This window comes from Streptococcus mitis (assembly GCF_901542415.1).
In the GTDB taxonomy this organism is placed as follows: Bacteria; Bacillota; Bacilli; order Lactobacillales; family Streptococcaceae; genus Streptococcus; species Streptococcus mitis_BL.
This window is the reverse complement of sequence record NZ_CABEHV010000004.1, coordinates 1,128,435-1,146,222: the sequence shown is the minus strand read 5'-3', so window position 1 is coordinate 1,146,222 and position 17,788 is coordinate 1,128,435. Positions and strand designations below refer to the sequence as shown.

Annotated in this window: 10 protein-coding genes, 18 tRNA genes, 3 rRNA genes and 1 pseudogene; 29 read left to right on the top strand and 3 right to left on the bottom strand. The window is 44.5% G+C overall.

The window, feature by feature from the left end:
• The first annotated feature begins 146 nt into the window (after positions 1–146).
• The 21 genes from FQT24_RS05910 (at position 147) to FQT24_RS05810 (ending at position 6,541) form a co-directional block, all read left to right on the top strand.
• Positions 147–1,693 (top strand): 16S ribosomal RNA (locus tag FQT24_RS05910).
• A gap of 51 nt (positions 1,694–1,744) precedes the next feature.
• Positions 1,745–1,817: transfer RNA gene (locus tag FQT24_RS05905), tRNA-Ala, on the top strand.
• 124 nt (positions 1,818–1,941) lie between these two features.
• Positions 1,942–4,842: ribosomal RNA gene (locus FQT24_RS05900) — 23S ribosomal RNA — on the top strand.
• A gap of 76 nt (positions 4,843–4,918) precedes the next feature.
• Positions 4,919–5,034: ribosomal RNA gene (gene rrf, locus FQT24_RS05895) — 5S ribosomal RNA — on the top strand.
• The 16S, 23S and 5S rRNA genes sit together here with 18 tRNA genes alongside, the layout of an rRNA operon.
• A 4-nt stretch (positions 5,035–5,038) precedes the next feature.
• Positions 5,039–5,111: transfer RNA gene (locus tag FQT24_RS05890), tRNA-Val, on the top strand.
• A 2-nt stretch (positions 5,112–5,113) separates the two neighbouring features.
• Positions 5,114–5,186: transfer RNA gene (locus FQT24_RS05885), tRNA-Asp, on the top strand.
• 24 nt (positions 5,187–5,210) lie between these two features.
• Positions 5,211–5,283 (top strand) — tRNA-Lys (locus FQT24_RS05880).
• Positions 5,284–5,288: 5 nt separating this feature from the next.
• Positions 5,289–5,370: transfer RNA gene (locus tag FQT24_RS05875), tRNA-Leu, on the top strand.
• Positions 5,371–5,388: 18 nt separating this feature from the next.
• A tRNA-Thr gene (locus FQT24_RS05870) sits at positions 5,389–5,461 on the top strand.
• Between the two features lie 22 nt (positions 5,462–5,483).
• A tRNA-Gly gene (locus tag FQT24_RS05865) sits at positions 5,484–5,555 on the top strand.
• A 7-nt stretch (positions 5,556–5,562) separates the two neighbouring features.
• Positions 5,563–5,648, top strand: a tRNA-Leu gene (locus FQT24_RS05860).
• An 11-nt stretch (positions 5,649–5,659) separates the two neighbouring features.
• Positions 5,660–5,733: transfer RNA gene (locus FQT24_RS05855), tRNA-Arg, on the top strand.
• 15 nt (positions 5,734–5,748) lie between these two features.
• Positions 5,749–5,822: transfer RNA gene (locus FQT24_RS05850), tRNA-Pro, on the top strand.
• Between the two features lie 5 nt (positions 5,823–5,827).
• Positions 5,828–5,901, top strand: a tRNA-Met gene (locus FQT24_RS05845).
• Between the two features lie 13 nt (positions 5,902–5,914).
• Positions 5,915–5,988, top strand: a tRNA-Ile gene (locus FQT24_RS05840).
• Positions 5,989–6,000: 12 nt separating this feature from the next.
• Positions 6,001–6,090 (top strand) — tRNA-Ser (locus FQT24_RS05835).
• A gap of 9 nt (positions 6,091–6,099) precedes the next feature.
• Positions 6,100–6,173: transfer RNA gene (locus FQT24_RS05830), tRNA-Met, on the top strand.
• A gap of 3 nt (positions 6,174–6,176) precedes the next feature.
• Positions 6,177–6,249, top strand: a tRNA-Phe gene (locus FQT24_RS05825).
• Between the two features lie 19 nt (positions 6,250–6,268).
• Positions 6,269–6,339, top strand: a tRNA-Gly gene (locus tag FQT24_RS05820).
• A 34-nt stretch (positions 6,340–6,373) separates the two neighbouring features.
• Positions 6,374–6,447: transfer RNA gene (locus FQT24_RS05815), tRNA-Ile, on the top strand.
• Between the two features lie 6 nt (positions 6,448–6,453).
• Positions 6,454–6,541: transfer RNA gene (locus FQT24_RS05810), tRNA-Ser, on the top strand.
• A gap of 171 nt (positions 6,542–6,712) precedes the next feature.
• Here FQT24_RS05810 and birA read toward each other — a convergent pair.
• Entirely contained in the window at positions 6,713–7,648 is a 936-nt protein-coding gene (birA, locus tag FQT24_RS05805) for a bifunctional biotin--[acetyl-CoA-carboxylase] ligase/biotin operon repressor BirA (RefSeq protein WP_143952459.1), read from the bottom strand.
• A 282-nt stretch (positions 7,649–7,930) separates the two neighbouring features.
• On the opposite strand from birA, the gene FQT24_RS05800 reads away from it, so the two are divergent.
• The 5 genes and pseudogenes from FQT24_RS05800 to FQT24_RS05780 all read left to right on the top strand — a co-directional run bounded on the left by FQT24_RS05800 (position 7,931) and on the right by FQT24_RS05780 (position 12,195).
• Positions 7,931–9,124: an O-antigen ligase family protein gene (locus tag FQT24_RS05800; RefSeq protein WP_004242420.1), complete on the top strand. Its 1,194-nt coding sequence runs from the start codon at positions 7,931–7,933 to the stop codon at positions 9,122–9,124.
• Between the two features lie 145 nt (positions 9,125–9,269).
• The gene (locus tag FQT24_RS05795; RefSeq protein ID WP_143952458.1) at positions 9,270–9,713 is read left to right on the top strand and encodes a MarR family winged helix-turn-helix transcriptional regulator; all 444 of its coding nucleotides are present in this window, start codon (positions 9,270–9,272) and stop codon (positions 9,711–9,713) included.
• A 34-nt stretch (positions 9,714–9,747) separates the two neighbouring features.
• Positions 9,748–9,939 (top strand): annotated as a pseudogene (locus tag FQT24_RS05790) (nuclear transport factor 2 family protein); the annotation flags it as partial.
• A 14-nt stretch (positions 9,940–9,953) separates the two neighbouring features.
• Positions 9,954–10,682 (top strand): ATP-binding cassette domain-containing protein, encoded by a 729-nt coding sequence (locus FQT24_RS05785; RefSeq protein WP_143952457.1) that lies wholly within the window; start codon positions 9,954–9,956, stop codon positions 10,680–10,682.
• The gene (locus FQT24_RS05780) at positions 10,675–12,195 is read left to right on the top strand and encodes an ABC transporter permease/substrate-binding protein (protein WP_033676412.1); all 1,521 of its coding nucleotides are present in this window, start codon (positions 10,675–10,677) and stop codon (positions 12,193–12,195) included. The genes FQT24_RS05785 and FQT24_RS05780 overlap by 8 nt, the downstream gene beginning before the upstream one ends.
• Before the next feature lie 137 nt (positions 12,196–12,332).
• Here the strand turns inward: FQT24_RS05780 and FQT24_RS05775 are convergent, their stop codons facing one another.
• Entirely contained in the window at positions 12,333–12,869 is a 537-nt protein-coding gene (locus tag FQT24_RS05775) for a TetR/AcrR family transcriptional regulator (RefSeq protein WP_004235331.1), read from the bottom strand.
• A gap of 132 nt (positions 12,870–13,001) precedes the next feature.
• Between FQT24_RS05775 and FQT24_RS05770 the strand changes: the two genes are divergently transcribed.
• Positions 13,002–13,892 carry a cation diffusion facilitator family transporter gene (locus FQT24_RS05770; protein WP_000095928.1) on the top strand — a complete coding sequence of 297 codons (891 nt, stop codon included), beginning with the start codon at positions 13,002–13,004 and terminating at the stop codon, positions 13,890–13,892.
• A 33-nt stretch (positions 13,893–13,925) separates the two neighbouring features.
• Here the strand turns inward: FQT24_RS05770 and galR are convergent, their stop codons facing one another.
• A complete protein-coding gene (gene galR, locus FQT24_RS05765; RefSeq protein ID WP_143952456.1) occupies positions 13,926–14,930 on the bottom strand; it encodes a DNA-binding transcriptional regulator GalR in 1,005 nt (334 codons plus the stop codon).
• Between the two features lie 163 nt (positions 14,931–15,093).
• Between galR and FQT24_RS05760 the strand changes: the two genes are divergently transcribed.
• Positions 15,094–16,272, top strand: coding sequence for a galactokinase (locus FQT24_RS05760; protein ID WP_143952455.1), 1,179 nt, complete (start codon positions 15,094–15,096; stop codon positions 16,270–16,272).
• Between the two features lie 18 nt (positions 16,273–16,290).
• Complete coding sequence (locus tag FQT24_RS05755) at positions 16,291–17,772, top strand: UDP-glucose--hexose-1-phosphate uridylyltransferase (RefSeq protein WP_143952454.1); 1,482 nt, start codon at positions 16,291–16,293, stop codon at positions 17,770–17,772.
• Positions 17,773–17,788: the final 16 nt, after the last annotated feature.

Here is a 17,788-nt window from a genome sequence, read left to right as displayed (position 1 = left end):
GTCACTTGAGAGAAGTAAGTGACAAAGACCTTTGAAAACTGAACAAGACGAACCAATGTGCAGGGCACTACAACTAAGGTTGTAGTACTGAACAATGAAAAAAACAATAAATCTGTCAGTGACAGAAATGAGTGAGAACTCAAACTTTTAATGAGAGTTTGATCCTGGCTCAGGACGAACGCTGGCGGCGTGCCTAATACATGCAAGTAGAACGCTGAAGGAGGAGCTTGCTTCTCCGGATGAGTTGCGAACGGGTGAGTAACGCGTAGGTAACCTGCCTGGTAGCGGGGGATAACTATTGGAAACGATAGCTAATACCGCATAAGAGTAGATGTTGCATGACATTTGCTTAAAAGGTGCAATTGCATCACTACCAGATGGACCTGCGTTGTATTAGCTAGTTGGTGGGGTAACGGCTCACCAAGGCGACGATACATAGCCGACCTGAGAGGGTGATCGGCCACACTGGGACTGAGACACGGCCCAGACTCCTACGGGAGGCAGCAGTAGGGAATCTTCGGCAATGGACGGAAGTCTGACCGAGCAACGCCGCGTGAGTGAAGAAGGTTTTCGGATCGTAAAGCTCTGTTGTAAGAGAAGAACGAGTGTGAGAGTGGAAAGTTCACACTGTGACGGTATCTTACCAGAAAGGGACGGCTAACTACGTGCCAGCAGCCGCGGTAATACGTAGGTCCCAAGCGTTGTCCGGATTTATTGGGCGTAAAGCGAGCGCAGGCGGTTAGATAAGTCTGAAGTTAAAGGCTGTGGCTTAACCATAGTACGCTTTGGAAACTGTTTAACTTGAGTGCAAGAGGGGAGAGTGGAATTCCATGTGTAGCGGTGAAATGCGTAGATATATGGAGGAACACCGGTGGCGAAAGCGGCTCTCTGGCTTGTAACTGACGCTGAGGCTCGAAAGCGTGGGGAGCAAACAGGATTAGATACCCTGGTAGTCCACGCCGTAAACGATGAGTGCTAGGTGTTAGACCCTTTCCGGGGTTTAGTGCCGCAGCTAACGCATTAAGCACTCCGCCTGGGGAGTACGACCGCAAGGTTGAAACTCAAAGGAATTGACGGGGGCCCGCACAAGCGGTGGAGCATGTGGTTTAATTCGAAGCAACGCGAAGAACCTTACCAGGTCTTGACATCCCTCTGACCGCTCTAGAGATAGAGCTTTCCTTCGGGACAGAGGTGACAGGTGGTGCATGGTTGTCGTCAGCTCGTGTCGTGAGATGTTGGGTTAAGTCCCGCAACGAGCGCAACCCCTATTGTTAGTTGCCATCATTCAGTTGGGCACTCTAGCGAGACTGCTGGTAATAAACCGGAGGAAGGTGGGGATGACGTCAAATCATCATGCCCCTTATGACCTGGGCTACACACGTGCTACAATGGCTGGTACAACGAGTCGCAAGCCGGTGACGGCAAGCTAATCTCTTAAAGCCAGTCTCAGTTCGGATTGTAGGCTGCAACTCGCCTACATGAAGTCGGAATCGCTAGTAATCGCGGATCAGCACGCCGCGGTGAATACGTTCCCGGGCCTTGTACACACCGCCCGTCACACCACGAGAGTTTGTAACACCCGAAGTCGGTGAGGTAACCTTTTAGGAGCCAGCCGCCTAAGGTGGGATAGATGATTGGGGTGAAGTCGTAACAAGGTAGCCGTATCGGAAGGTGCGGCTGGATCACCTCCTTTCTAAGGATAAGGAACTGCGCATTGGTCTTGTTTAGTCTTGAGAGGTCTTGTGGGGCCTTAGCTCAGCTGGGAGAGCGCCTGCTTTGCACGCAGGAGGTCAGCGGTTCGATCCCGCTAGGCTCCATTGGTGAGAGATCACCAAGTAATGCACATTGAAAATTGAATATCTATATCAAATAGTAACAAGAAAATAAACCGAAAACGCTGTAGTATTAATAAGAGTTTATGACTGAAAGGTCAAAAAATAAGGTTAAGTTAATAAGGGCGCACGGTGGATGCCTTGGCACTAGGAGCCGAAGAAGGACGTGACAAACGACGATATGCCTTGGGTAGCTGTAAGTAAGCGATGATCCAGGGATTTCCGAATGGGGGAACCCAACAGGTACTACCTGTTACCCGCATCTGTTAAGGATGTGAGGAGGAAGACGCAGTGAACTGAAACATCTAAGTAGCTGCAGGAAGAGAAAGCAAAAGCGATTGCCTTAGTAGCGGCGAGCGAAACGGCAGGAGGGCAAACCGAAGAGTTTACTCTTCGGGGTTGTAGGACTGCAATGTGGACTCAAAGATTATAGAAGAATGATTTGGGAAGATCAGCCAAAGAGAGTAATAGCCTCGTATTTAAAATAGTCTTTGTACCTAGCAGTATCCTGAGTACGGCGGGACACGCGAAATCCCGTCGGAATCTGGGAGGACCATCTCCCAACCCTAAATACTCCCTAGTGACCGATAGTGAACCAGTACCGTGAGGGAAAGGTGAAAAGCACCCCGGGAGGGGAGTGAAATAGAACCTGAAACCGTGTGCCTACAACAAGTTCGAGCCCGTTAATGGGTGAGAGCGTGCCTTTTGTAGAATGAACCGGCGAGTTACGTTATGATGCGAGGTTAAGTTGAAGAGACGGAGCCGTAGGGAAACCGAGTCTGAATAGGGCGAATTAGTATCATGACGTAGACCCGAAACCATGTGACCTACCCATGAGCAGGTTGAAGGTGCGGTAAGACGCACTGGAGGACCGAACCAGGGCACGTTGAAAAGTGCTTGGATGACTTGTGGGTAGCGGAGAAATTCCAAACGAACTTGGAGATAGCTGGTTCTCTCCGAAATAGCTTTAGGGCTAGCGTCGACATTAAGATTCTTGGAGGTAGAGCACTGTTTGGGTGAGGGGTCCATCCCGGATTACCAATCTCAGATAAACTCCGAATGCCAATGAATTATGGTCGGCAGTCAGACTGCGAGTGCTAAGATCCGTAGTCGAAAGGGAAACAGCCCAGACCACCAGCTAAGGTCCCAAAATAATTGTTAAGTGGAAAAGGATGTGGGGTTGCACAGACAACTAGGATGTTAGCTTAGAAGCAGCTATTCATTCAAAGAGTGCGTAATAGCTCACTAGTCGAGTGACCCTGCGCCGAAAATGTACCGGGGCTAAAACAATTTACCGAAGCTGTGGATACCTTTATAGGTATGGTAGGAGAGCGTTCTATGTGTGAAGAAGGTGTACCGTGAGGAGTGCTGGAACGCATAGAAGTGAGAATGCCGGTATGAGTAGCGAAAGACAGGTGAGAATCCTGTCCACCGTAAGACTAAGGTTTCCAGGGGAAGGCTCGTCCGCCCTGGGTTAGTCGGGACCTAAGGAGAGACCGAAAGGTGTATCCGATGGACAACAGGTTGATATTCCTGTACTAGAGTATGTAGTGATGGAGGGACGCAGTAGGCTAACTAAAGCAGACGATTGGAAGAGTCTGTCTAAGCAGTGAGGTGTGATATGAGTCAAATGCTTATATCTATAACATTGAGCTGTGATGGGGAGCGAAGTTTAGTAGCGAAGTTAGTGACGTCACACTGCCAAGAAAAGCTTCTAGCGTTTAAACATACTCTACCCGTACCGCAAACCGACACAGGTAGTCGAGGCGAGTAGCCTCAGGTGAGCGAGAGAACTCTCGTTAAGGAACTCGGCAAAATGACCCCGTAACTTCGGGAGAAGGGGTGCTGACTTTAAGTCAGCCGCAGTGAATAGGCCCAAGCAACTGTTTATCAAAAACACAGCTCTCTGCTAAATCGTAAGATGATGTATAGGGGGTGACGCCTGCCCGGTGCTGGAAGGTTAAGAGGAGTGCTTAGCGTAAGCGAAGGTATGAATTGAAGCCCCAGTAAACGGCGGCCGTAACTATAACGGTCCTAAGGTAGCGAAATTCCTTGTCGGGTAAGTTCCGACCCGCACGAAAGGCGTAATGATTTGGGCACTGTCTCAACGAGAGACTCGGTGAAATTTTAGTACCTGTGAAGATGCAGGTTACCCGCGACAGGACGGAAAGACCCCATGGAGCTTTACTGCAGTTTGATATTGAGTGTCTGTACCACATGTACAGGATAGGTAGGAGTCTATGAGATCGGGACGCCAGTTTCGAAGGAGACGTTGTTGGGATACTACCCTTGTGTTATGGCCACTCTAACCCGGATAGGTGATCCCTATCGGAGACAGTGTCTGACGGGCAGTTTGACTGGGGCGGTCGCCTCCTAAAAGGTAACGGAGGCGCCCAAAGGTTCCCTCAGAATGGTTGGAAATCATTCGCAGAGTGTAAAGGTATAAGGGAGCTTGACTGCGAGAGCTACAACTCGAGCAGGGACGAAAGTCGGGCTTAGTGATCCGGTGGTTCCGTATGGAAGGGCCATCGCTCAACGGATAAAAGCTACCCTGGGGATAACAGGCTTATCTCCCCCAAGAGTTCACATCGACGGGGAGGTTTGGCACCTCGATGTCGGCTCGTCGCATCCTGGGGCTGTAGTCGGTCCCAAGGGTTGGGCTGTTCGCCCATTAAAGCGGCACGCGAGCTGGGTTCAGAACGTCGTGAGACAGTTCGGTCCCTATCCGTCGCGGGCGTAGGAAATTTGAGAGGATCTGCTCCTAGTACGAGAGGACCAGAGTGGACTTACCGCTGGTGTACCAGTTGTCTTGCCAAAGGCATCGCTGGGTAGCTATGTAGGGAAGGGATAAACGCTGAAAGCATCTAAGTGTGAAACCCACCTCAAGATGAGATTTCCCATGATTTTATATCAGTAAGAGCCCTGAGAGATGATCAGGTAGATAGGTTAGAAGTGGAAGTGTGGCGACACATGTAGCGGACTAATACTAATAGCTCGAGGACTTATCCAAAGTAACTGAGAATATGAAAGCGAGAGGTTTTCTTGGTTTGAATAGATATTCAATTTTGAGTAGGTATTACTCAGAGTTAAGTGACGATAGCCTAGGAGATACACCTGTACCCATGCCGAACACAGAAGTTAAGCCCTAGAACGCCGGAAGTAGTTGGGGGTTGCCCCCTGTGAGATATGGAAGTCGCTTAGCTCTAGGGAGTTTAGCTCAGCTGGGAGAGCATCTGCCTTACAAGCAGAGGGTCAGCGGTTCGATCCCGTTAACTCCCATAGGTCCCGTAGTGTAGCGGTTATCACGTCGCCCTGTCACGGCGAAGATCGCGGGTTCGATTCCCGTCGGGACCGTTTAAGGTAATGAAAGTTACTTTAGACTCGTTAGCTCAGTTGGTAGAGCAATTGACTTTTAATCAATGGGTCACTGGTTCGAGCCCAGTACGGGTCATATATGCGGGTTTGGCGGAATTGGCAGACGCACCAGATTTAGGATCTGGCGCTTAACGGCGTGGGGGTTCAAGTCCCTTAACCCGCATTAAGATATAATAAATGAGCCGGCTTAGCTCAGTTGGTAGAGCATCTGATTTGTAATCAGAGGGTCGCGTGTTCAAGTCATGTAGCCGGCATTTTTAGATAGAAGAAAACAGTGCGAACGTAGTTCAGTGGTAGAACACCACCTTGCCAAGGTGGGGGTCGCGGGTTCGAATCCCGTCGTTCGCTTAGAGAGGCCGGGGTGGCGGAACTGGCAGACGCACAGGACTTAAAATCCTGCGATTGGTAACGATCGTACCGGTTCGATTCCGGTCCTCGGCATAAACTAATGAGTACCCTTAGCTCAACTGGATAGAGTACCTGACTACGAATCAGGCGGTTAGAGGTTCGACTCCTCTAGGGTGCATTTTTCTATTTAACTCGGGAAGTAGCTCAGCTTGGTAGAGTACTTGGTTTGGGACCAAGGTGTCGCAGGTTCGAATCCTGTCTTCCCGATACATGGCGGTGTAGCTCAGCTGGCTAGAGCGTCCGGTTCATACCCGGGAGGTCGGGGGTTCGATCCCCTTCGCCGCTATAATGATCTTGTTGGACCTTTAGCTCAGCTGGTTAGAGCTCTCGGCTCATAACCGAGTGGTCGTAGGTTCAAGTCCTACAAGGTCCATATGAATAGTATGGAGGATTACCCAAGTCCGGCTGAAGGGAACGGTCTTGAAAACCGTCAGGCGTGTAAAAGCGTGCGTGGGTTCGAATCCCACATCCTCCTTTTTATTAACGCGGGATGGAGCAGCTCGGTAGCTCGTCGGGCTCATAACCCGAAGGTCGTAGGTTCAAATCCTGCTCCCGCAATAAGGCTCGGTAGCTCAGTTGGTAGAGCAATGGATTGAAGCTCCATGTGTCGGCGGTTCGATTCCGTCTCGCGCCATTTTATTAATAGTATCTATGCGGGTGTAGTTTAGTGGTAAAACTACAGCCTTCCAAGCTGTTGTCGCGAGTTCGATTCTCGTCACCCGCTTTGAACTTTGTTCAAATTACCAAGTTTTTAACTTGGGCGCGTAGCTCAGGTGGTTAGAGCGCACGCCTGATAAGCGTGAGGTCGGTGGTTCGAGTCCACTCGTGCCCATTAATAGGAGAATTACTCAAGAGGCTGAAGAGGACGGTTTGCTAAATCGTTAGGTCGGGTAACTGGCGCAAGGGTTCGAATCCCTTATTCTCCGTTTCATTAAGAGTTTATAACTCTTTTTTTGTATTTTTAAGAATAGTAGAATTAAAACTTCAGATTTGTAAAACTTAATTGGATTACTTATCTGAAGTTTTTTGGCTCTTTGTCAACTGTAGTGGGTTGAAGGAAAGCTAAATGTTTTATATATCATCGAATTTATGGATTACTACTTCCAATCCTTGAGTGAAATTTCTCCGCTATTTAGCCAGATTTCTTTTCCGTTATCACATCGAACTAGAAGTTTTCCAGTTTCAGAGATGTCTTTAGCAAGTCCCTTGTAGTCTTTTTGATCTAGTGTGAAAGTAACTTCTTTGCCTAGAACGAATGACTGTTTTTTGTATAGGTATAATAGTTCTTCTGCTGGTGTTTCAAAGAAAATGCGCCAGATTTCTATGATTAATTCATTTCTGGTAATAGGTGCTGGTGTTTTAAATAAACTAGCAGCTTTTTCTTTTAATTCTTGAGGGAAGTCTTTAATAGTAAAGTTGATTCCTACTCCAATAATGATATCTGTGACTAAGCCAGTTTCTACAGAGGTCATTGCCTCAGTAAGGATCCCTCCAATTTTATGATTGTTTAGGTAGATATCATTGACCCATTTTATGTTGACATCAATTAAAGTTAGGTTTTTAATGGCTTTGTAGATGGCTCCTGCTACAAGTAGTGTGTAGGATGGTAATTGGTCATAGGGGAGATTTGGTTGAAGATGGAGTGTCATATAAATACCACCTTGTGGTGAGTAGAAAGAACGTTGAAAACGGCCTCGTCCTGCTGTTTGATAGGAAGCTAGATAGAGGGTGTTTGCTTCATTTACTAAATCAATTGCTTCTTTTGCATCGAGTTGTGTTGATCTTGTTTCGGGTTTAAAACTGATTTTAATTGGAAGATTTTGTTCTAGAAGTTCTGGAAGAATAAGGTCACCATTCACCAGTTTATAGCCTTTGTTTTTGATACTATCAATTTCAATGCCTTCTTGTTCTAAACGCTTGATGGCTTTCCAAATTGATGTTCGGGTCAGTGATAGTTCTTCTGCAATCTTTTCTCCGCTGATATAGTCGGTTTCTTTAGCTAGAATTTTGTAGACGGCTTGGTAGGATTTCATAGTGTTTCCTTTCTTTAGGAATTGTAAATGATTTAAATATTGTTCGGATAGTTGGTCAAAACCTTATTATATTACTACTATTTTAACATATACCTAGTCTTTACGGTATGATTTTCTTATAGTAAATCTAGTCATTAAGTTTGAGTTTTGAAATATCAGTATTTTTGCTCCCTTTTTTACCTAGTAAACGTTTCCTTTGTTTTCAAATTGCTAAAAAAGTGGTACAATAAAGGGTAAGTTGCTATTATCTGAATCAATTGATTTGGAGAGAAAGGATTCGTTTTGAAATCAATAGGCTTTATTGAAAAGCTGAAAGGGTTGTCTAGTAAAGAGCTGATTTTATTGGGGATTATCCTGAGTATCTTTTTACCCTTTTATCTTTTTGTAGTTGTATTCTGTTTATATATTATCAGTTTAATTTTCACAGGAGACATGAAAAGTATTCTTCAGAAAATGGGGGAGCATCCGATGCTGCTTCTTTTTCTTGGCTATAGTACTGTTATATCCGTTTTTGCACAAAATTGGATGGGAGTTGTGGCTTCAGTAGGAATTTTTCTATTTACTGTTTTCTTTTTGCACTATCAGTCGATTTTATCACATAAATTCTTTCGATTGATTTTGCAGCTCGTCTTGTTTGGTAGCGTCTTGTCAGCTGCTTTTGCGAGTTTAGAGCATTTCCAAATTGTGAAGAAATTCAATTATGCTTTTCTTTCACCCAATATGCAGGTTTGGCATCAGAATAGAGCAGAAGTGACCTTCTTTAATCCTAATTATTATGGAATTATTTGTTGTTTCTGTATCATGATTGCCTTCTATCTGTTTACAACAACCAAGTTAAATTGGTTGAAAGTATTCTGTGTGTTTGCAGGCTTTGTGAATCTCTTTGGTTTGAACTTTACTCAAAATCGAACCGCCTTTCCTGCTATTATCGCTGGAGCCATTATTTATCTCTTTACGACCATTAAAAACTGGAAGGCCTTTTGGCTTAGTATTGGGGTCTTTGCGATTGGCTTGAGTTTCCTCTTTTCCAGTGATTTAGGAGTTCGGATGGGGACTTTAGACTCTTCTATGGAAGAACGCATTTCTATCTGGGATGCTGGGATGGCCTTATTTAAGCAAAATCCTTTTTGGGGTGAGGGGCCATTGACCTACATGCACTCGTATCCTAGAATAAATGCTCCTTATCATGAACATGCTCACAGTCTTTATATTGATACGATTCTGAGTTACGGAATTGTGGGGACTATTTTACTAGTTTTGTCTTCTGTGGCTCCTGTTCGCTTGATGATGGATATGAGTCAGGAGTCGGGGAAACGTCCGATTATTGGTCTTTATCTATCTTTCCTTACAGTGGTTGCTGTACACGGAATCTTTGACCTGGCCCTCTTCTGGATTCAGTCAGGTTTCATTTTCTTGCTAGTTATGTGCAGTGTTCCATTGGAGCATCGAACGTTGGTATCGGACATGACGGATTAAGTTTTATAAGATTGAAATCTTCTACCTTGAGTAGGAGATTTTTTTACTGGGAAAAATTATTTCTAAATCGAAATAGTTGACAATTGGAATAGTGAGTGTTACAATTATTTTATTCGTTTCGATATCGAAATAAATTGGAGGTGTCATGAAAGATAGTCATTTGGTAGCCCATCATATTCGTTTGTTGAATGGACGGATTTTTCAAAAGTTAGTGAACCAAGATTCTGAAGCTCTTTATCGGAGTGAACAGGGGAAGATTTTAGCGGTTTTATGGAATAGCAAAACTGGTTGCGCAACTGCAACAGATATTGCTCTGGCAACTGGGCTTGCTAATAATACGCTGACGACGATGATTAAAAAGCTAGAGGAACAAAATCTTGTAACCGTTAGTCCATGTGGAGAGGATAAGCGTAAGAAGTATTTAGTTTTAACAGAGTTGGGGCAGTCTCAGAAAGAAGTGGGGTATCGTGTCAGTCAGAAATTGGATACGATCTTTTACAAAGGATTTTCAGAGGAAGAAATTCGTCAGTTTGAAGCCTTTCAAGAAAGAATTTTGGATAATCTGAAAGAGGAGGAAAATGAGGTTTAAAATGGAGCAAATTAGCTGTTTATAAGTAAAGACCACTTTTGACTTTGTTTTCCAACTCTTAGGACAAGGAAACTATGTGGTTAGCTATGGTCAGACTCAGATTGGTGGAGTTGCCTATGCCCAGTATGACATCTTCCGTCTAGAAAACGGGAAAATTGTGGAACATTGGGATAATAAGGAAGTCATGCCTAAGGTAGAAGACTTGACCAATAGAGGGAAATTTTAAATTGAGGATACAGAATGATTGAATACAAAAATGTGGCGCTACGCTACACAGAAAAAGATGTCTTGAGAGATGTTAATTTACGGATTGAGAATGGCGAGTTTATGGTTTTAGTTGGTCCATCTGGGTCCGGTAAGACGACCATGATTAAGATGGTCAACCGCCTCTTGGAACCGACTGATGGAAATATTTATATGGATGGCAAGCGTATCAAAGACTATGATGAGCGTGAACTTCGTCTTTCTACTGGTTATGTTTTACAGGCTATTGCTCTCTTTCCTAATCTAACAGTTGCGGAAAATATTGCCCTGATTCCTGAAATGAAGGGCTGGACTAAGGAAGAAATTGCTCAGAAAACTGAAGAGCTTTTGGCAAAGGTTGGTTTACCAGTAGCTGAGTATGGGCATCGTTTGCCTAGTGAATTATCTGGTGGAGAACAGCAACGGGTCGGTATTGTTCGTGCTATGATTGGTCAGCCTAAGATTCTCCTCATGGATGAACCTTTTTCAGCCTTGGATGCTATTTCGAGAAAACAGTTGCAGATTCTGACGAAAGAATTGCATAAAGAATTTGGGATGACAACGATTTTTGTAACCCATGATACGGATGAAGCTCTGAAATTGGCGGACCGTATTGCTGTCTTGCAGGATGGAGAGATTTGCCAGGTGGCGAATCCCGAGACTATTTTAAAAGCTCCTGCAACAGATTTTGTAGCAGACTTGTTTGGAGGTAGTGTTCATGACTAATTTAATTGCAACTTTTCAGGATCGTTTTAGTGATTGGTTGACAGCTCTATCTCAACATTTGCAGTTGTCACTTTTGACCTTGTTGCTGGCCATCTTTATAGCGATTCCTTTGGCTGTTTATCTTCGATATCATGAGAAGTTAGCGGATTGGGTCTTACAGATTGCAGGGATTTTCCAGACCATCCCGTCTCTGGCCTTGCTGGGGCTCTTTATCCCCTTGATGGGAATTGGAACCTTGCCGGCTTTGACAGCTCTAGTGATCTATGCGATCTTTCCGATTTTACAAAATACCATCACTGGACTCAAGGGAATTGATCCGAGTCTGCAAGAGGCTGGGATTGCCTTTGGGATGACCAGATGGGAACGTCTCAAGAAGTTTGAAATTCCACTTGCCATGCCTGTTATGATGTCTGGGATTCGGACGGCAGCTGTCTTGATTATCGGTACGGCAACCTTGGCTGCCTTGATTGGTGCAGGGGGGCTGGGTTCCTTTATCCTTTTGGGAATTGACCGTAATAATGCCAGTCTGATTTTGATTGGGGCACTTTCTTCTGCAGTGCTAGCCATTGCCTTTAACTTCCTACTAAAAGTGATGGAAAAAGCAAAATTGCGGACGATTTTTTCTGGTTTTGCCTTGGTGACCATATTGCTCGGTTTGTCTTATAGTCCAGCCCTCTTGGCTCAAAATGAGAAAGAAAACTTGGTTATTGCTGGTAAATTGGGACCGGAACCAGAAATTTTGGCCAATATGTATAAGTTGCTGATTGAAGAAAACACCAGTATGACTGCGACTGTTAAACCGAATTTTGGGAAAACAAGCTTTCTTTATGAAGCTTTGAAAAAAGGCGATATTGACATCTATCCTGAATTTACTGGTACGGTGACTGAAAGTTTGCTGCAACCATCACCTAAAGTGAGTCATGAGCCAGATCAGGTTTATCAGGTGGCGCGTGATGGTATTGCCAAACAGGATCATCTAGCCTATCTCAAACCTATGTCTTATCAAAATACCTACGCTGTAGCTGTTCCGAAAAAGATCGCTCAAGAATATGGCTTGAAGACCATTTCGGACTTGAAAAAAGTGGAAGGGCAGCTAAAGGCAGGCTTTACACTTGAGTTTAATGACCGTGAAGATGGAAATAAGGGCTTGCAGTCAATGTATGGTCTCAATCTCAATGTAGCGACCATGGAGCCAGCCCTTCGCTATCAGGCTATTCAGTCGGGCGATATTCAAATCACGGATGCCTATTCGACTGATGCGGAATTGGCACGTTACGATTTACAGGTTTTGGAAGATGACAAGCAACTCTTCCCACCTTATCAAGGGGCTCCACTAATGAAAGAAGCTCTCCTCAAGAAACATCCAGAGTTGGAAACAGTTCTCAATAAATTGGCTGGTAAAATTACTGAAAGCCAGATGAGCCAGCTCAACTACCAAGTCGGTGTTGAAGGCAAGTCAGCAGAACAAGTAGCCAAGGAGTTTCTACAAGAACAAGGTTTGTTGAAGAAATAGTTTGAAAATGTCAAACTCAACTTTGTTAAACGACCATATAGAAAACTGCTCAGACAATGTTGTCTGGGCTTTTTTGATTGTTGAAAAGATGAAAACTCAGTAGCCTAGAAATAAGACAACTGAGCTCTACTCTGTATTCAATTTTTAGGAATGAGAAGGTCTAGATAAAACTGGACAACTTCCTGGTATGTAAAGTCTTGTCCTTTTTTGAGCCACCAGGTCAATGTCTCGATAAAGTTGGACACGACCAAGTGTTGGAGGTAAGAAGTAGGCAGATTAGTGTGGGCTTCTTTTAACTCATCAGCCAACATGGGATAGACATGGTGTTCTAGCTCTTTATGGAGTTGACGGAGGAAGTAGTCATTTTTGGAAAATAGCAGACTGGTAACATGGTCCTGGTTTTTCTGAAAATGTAAAAAGATATGTGCGAGGTAGTCCTCGGTAGTAAAGTGTCCTTCCCTTTCAAAGAGATGATGAAAGAGGTAGCGACAGAGCTCATCTAAAAGGAGTTCCTTGCTTTCATAGTGACAGTAAAAAGTAGAACGCCCAACATCTGCTAGGTCAATGATATCCTGAACAGTAGTGGCATCATAGCCTTTGTCGTTCAAAAGTTGTAAAAAAGCTTGATAGATGGCTTTTTTCGTCTTGCTGACTCGACGGTCTCTTTTTGGCATGTAGACACTTGAGACAAACTGTTCAGAACTGAACATGGCTGACAGTTTGCTTCTATCCTTTCTTTGAATTTTATTAGATAATACAAATGAAAGAAGTATGTATATACCCATTATACCAAAGGAGGGAGAGAAATGAGTTCTAAAACATCTATCTGGTTAGCTTTTTTCTTAAATTTAAGCTATGCGATTGTTGAGTTTATCGCAGGAGGAATCTTTGGTTCGAGTGCAGTTCTTGCTGATTCCGTTCATGACTTGGGAGATGCTATAGCCATTGGCATCTCAGCCCTTTTAGAAACAATTTCAAACCGTGAAGAAGATAGACAGTACACCTTGGGTTACAAACGTTTTAGTCTTTTAGGAGCCATGCTAACGGCTGTGATTCTTATGATAGGGTCTGTCCTAGTGATCTTGGAAAATGTCACAAAGATTGTTCACCCGCAACCCGTCAATGAGGAAGGCATCCTCTGGCTGGGAATCATTGCAGTAGCCATTAATGTGCTAGCAAGTCTGGTAGTTCGTAAGGGGAAAACAAAGAACGAGTCAATTCTTAGCCTGCATTTTTTGGAAGACACTCTTGGTTGGTTGGCCGTCATTCTAATGGCGATTATTCTTCGATTTACGGACTGGTATATCCTCGATCCGCTTTTATCACTAGTTATTTCTATCTTTATTCTGTCGAAAGCCATTCCTCGCTTTTGGAGCGCACTGAAAATTTTCCTAGATGCTGTGCCAGAAGGAGTCGAGACAAGTGATTTGGAGAAGGATTTAGAGGCTCTACCCAATGTCAACAGTGTCAATCAACTTAGCATTTGGTCCATGGATGGTCTAGAGAATAATGCTATTGTTCACATTTGTATCAAGGACTGGGAACAGATGATGGAAACCAAAGAAGTGGTGCGTCAATGTTTAGAAGAAAGAGGCGTGCAGAATATCACTATTGAAGTAGATAGCAGTCAAAGCAATCATGCGCAACATAAGCGGAGGGTGAGAGAATTAGAGCAGAAGCATGGGCATCATCATTAGAAAAGCGACCTCGCTAGAGGTCGTTTTGTTATCCTATTCATTCCTTGTACTTTCTCTCAGAGTCAGTCTGGTTCCCAGCATGGTCAGGCTAGGGATTTTGCGACCGTGAAGTACTTCCTTGTTAAGAATATCCATACCTGCTCGGCCCATTTCTTCGGTATAGACGGTGATGCTGGAAAGGGGAGGATAAACCTGCTTGGTCAGGCTGGTGTCGTTAAAGGAAATAAGACTGACGCGGTCTGGCAGGCTGATTCCAGCTTCTTGGAGGGCACGGAGGGCACCGATGGCTAAACTATCGCTGGCTGCAAAAAATGCTGGTGGCAGTTGGTCTCCCAAACTCTGAATAGCCTCCTTCATCAAGTCATAGCCAGACTGAGCAGTAAAGTTTCCTTGAAAGACCAGTTCATCATGGTAGATTCCTTTTGTTTGACTGTAGTTTCTGAAATTTTCCAGCCGCTTATCCTCAATGATTTCTTCTTGGTCGGTTGTTTCTTCAAGGCCTGTTAGAATCCCGATACGGTCCATTCCTTGGCTGAGGAAATAATCGACAACCTGCTTCATGGCAGTGTAAAAGTCTGTGATAATGCAGGTATGTCCCAGGGAAAGTGTATCGCTGTCTAGAAAGACTAGAGGCTTTTGGTATTCTTCAAAGGCAGAAATCTGAGCTCGGCTAAATTTTCCGATGCAGAGAATCCCAATCACTTCCTCGCTTAGGGTAAAAGGATGGTCATTAAAATAGCGCAAGATATCATAGTCCAACTCTTGGGCTCGTTTTTCTATTCCTAGGCGAATCTGGTAGTAGTAGAGGTCGTCTAGCTCCCCTTGTTCGCTGACCCATTGGATAATGGCAATCTTTTGCTTGGGCTTGTGGGACTCGCCTGTCTTGAGGTGCTTGGTGTAGCCCAGCTCTTCAGCAACGGTTAAAATACGGTGTCTGGTTTCTTCTGTAACAGATAGGCTCTGGTCGCGATTGAGGACGCGGGATACGGTCGCGATAGAGACAGAGGCTAGCTGTGCAATGTCTTTTAAGGTAGCCATAAATCCTCCTTGATGAGGTTAGTATATCATATTTTTCTGCTTTTTACCTACATTTTAGTAAAATTTTAGTAAAAAGGATTGACCTTGGGAAATCCCTTGGATACAATAGAAGAAAACGATTACACGTTAAGGTGACTTAACGGACAGTCAAAGGAGAAATCATATGACACAACATCTTACTGCTAAAGCCCTTAGAAAAGAATTTCTTGCCGTTTTTGGTCAAGAAGCAGACCAAACTTTCTTTTCACCAGGCCGCATCAACTTGATTGGTGAACACACAGACTACAACGGTGGGCACGTTTTTCCTGCTGCGATTTCCTTGGGAACTTACGGTGCAGCTCGTAAGCGTGATGACCAAGTCTTGCGTTTCTACTCAGCTAACTTTGAAGAAAAGGGGATTATCGAAGTGCCTCTTGTTGACCTCAAGTTTGAAAAAGAGCACAACTGGACTAACTATCCAAAAGGGGTTCTTCATTTCTTGCAAGAAGCTGGGCATGTGATTGACAAAGGGTTTGATCTTTATGTTTATGGGAATATCCCAAATGGTGCTGGCTTGTCTTCTTCAGCATCCCTTGAACTCTTAACAGGAGTCGTGGCAGAGTATCTTTTTGATTTAAAATTAGAGCGTCTCGATTTGGTTAAAATCGGAAAGCAAACAGAAAACAATTTTATCGGAGTCAACTCTGGCATTATGGACCAATTTGCTATCGGTATAGGTGCAGACCAACGTGCTATTTACCTAGATACTAATACCTTGGAGTATGACTTGGTGCCACTTGATTTGAAGGATAATGTCGTTGTTATTATGAACACCAATAAACGTCGTGAATTGGCGGATTCTAAATATAATGAACGCCGTGCTGAATGTGAAAAAGCAGTGGAAGAATTGCAAGCAGCCTTAGATATTCAGACCTTGGGTGAATTGGATGAGTGGGCCTTTGACCAATACAGCTATCTGATTAAAGACGAAAATCGTTTGAAACGTTCTCGCCATGCTGTGCTTGAAAACCAACGTACCCTTAAAGCTCAAGCAGCCCTTCAAGCAGGTGATTTGGAAACATTTGGTCGCTTGATGAATGCGTCACACGTTTCTCTAGAACATGACTATGAAGTGACTGGTTTGGAATTGGATACCCTCGTTCATACTGCTTGGGCTCAGGAAGGTGTTCTCGGTGCTCGTATGACAGGGGCAGGTTTTGGCGGATGTGCCATTGCTTTGGTGCAAAAAGATGCTGTTGATGCCTTTAAGGAAGCTGTTGGCAAACACTACGAGGAAGTAGTTGGCTACGCTCCAAGCTTCTATATCGCTGAAGTTGCAGGTGGCACTCGCGTCCTTGACTAGTCAAAAGGAGGCTCTATAGTGACCTTAGTAGATAAATTTGTAACACATGTCATTTCTGAAAGTTCATTTGAGGAAATGGATCGAATCTACCTGACCAATCGTGTCTTGGCACGAGTGGGAGATGGTGTTTTGGAAGTTGAGACCAATCTGGATAAATTGATTGACCTTAAGGACCAGCTGGTTGAGGAAGCCGTTCGATTAGAGACGATTGAAGATAGTCAGACTGCGCGTGAAATCCTCGGTGCTGAACTGATGGATTTGGTAACTCCTTGTCCGAGTCAGGTCAATCGTAACTTCTGGTCAACCTATGCCCACTCTCCTGAGCAAGCGATAGCGAATTTCTACCAACTCAGTCAGAAGAATGACTACATCAAACTCAAGGCCATTGCTAAAAATATCGCTTATCGTGTTCCATCTGATTACGGTGAACTTGAAATTACCATCAACCTCTCTAAGCCTGAAAAGGATCCGAAAGAGATTGTGGCAGCCAAGTTGGTGCAAGCTAGTAATTATCCTCAGTGTCAGCTCTGTATTGAAAATGAAGGCTACCATGGTCGAGTTAACCACCCAGCTCGCAGTAACCACCGTATTATCCGTTTTGAAATGGCTGGTCAGGAGTGGGGCTTCCAGTATTCGCCCTATGCTTACTTTAATGAGCATTGTATTTTCTTAGATGGCCAGCATCGTCCCATGGCGATTAGTCGTCAGAGCTTTGAACGTTTGTTGGCTATCGTAGAGCAGTTTCCAGGATATTTTGCAGGATCTAATGCCGATCTGCCGATTGTGGGGGGCTCTATTCTAACTCACGATCACTATCAGGGGGGACGACATGTTTTTCCTATGGAATTGGCTCCCTTGCAAAAGACTTTCTCTTTTGCTGGTTTTGAGCAGGTCAAGTCTGGGATTGTCAAGTGGCCTATGTCTGTCCTACGTTTGACTTCGGGTTCCAAAGAAGATTTGATCAACTTAGCTGATAAGATTTTGCAAGAATGGCGCCAGTATTCAGACCCTGAAGTGCAGATTTTGGCAGAGACAGACGGGACACCGCATCACACCATCACACCAATTGCACGTAAACGCAATGGACAATTTGAGTTGGACTTAGTCTTGCGAGACAATCAGACATCGCCAGAGCATCCTGATGGCATCTATCATCCCCACAAGGATGTCCAACATATCAAGAAGGAAAATATCGGCTTGATTGAGGTCATGGGCTTGGCAATCTTGCCACCACGTCTGAAAGAAGAAGTGGAGCAAGTCGCTAGCTATCTTGTAGGAGAAGCTGTTACAGTTGCCGATTATCATCAGGAATGGGCAGATCAACTTAGAGCCCAATATCCAGACCTAACAGATAAAGAGAAAGCCCTTGAAATCGTCAAGGACTCTGTGGGGGCTATCTTTGCGCGTGTACTTGAGGATGCAGGAGTCTACAAGCAGACAGAGCAGGGACAGGCGGCCTTTATGCACTTTGTGGAGCAGGTCGGAATTTTGCCAGACTAGGAGCTTTCTCCTTGCA